At 37.4% G+C, this 243-nt stretch carries 1 protein-coding gene; it reads left to right on the top strand.

Going from position 1 to position 243, the window contains the following annotated elements; translation table 11 throughout:
• A partial coding sequence (locus tag HMPREF2561_RS10310) for a G5 domain-containing protein (protein WP_176743838.1) occupies nt 1-243 on the top strand: 243 nt, incomplete at both ends.

Below are 243 nucleotides of genomic sequence, written 5' to 3'. Positions count from 1 at the left end.
AAAGAAGAGATTCCGTATGAAACAAAACGTAAATTTAATCCAGATTTAGCACCTGGTACAGAAGAAGTCGTACAAAAAGGTGAAAATGGAGAAAAAACAATTACAACACCAACTACGAAAAATCCATTAACAGGAGAAAAAGTAGGCGAAGGTGAACCAACAGAAGAAATCACAAAAGAACCAATTGATGAAATAATTGAGTATGGTCCAGACGCAGACGCTGACGCAGATGCAGATGCTGAT

The organism is Staphylococcus sp. HMSC069E10 (genome assembly GCF_001809205.1).
In the GTDB taxonomy this organism is placed as follows: domain Bacteria; phylum Bacillota; class Bacilli; order Staphylococcales; family Staphylococcaceae; genus Staphylococcus; species Staphylococcus hominis.
This window is presented reverse-complemented; position numbering and strand designations above follow the sequence as displayed.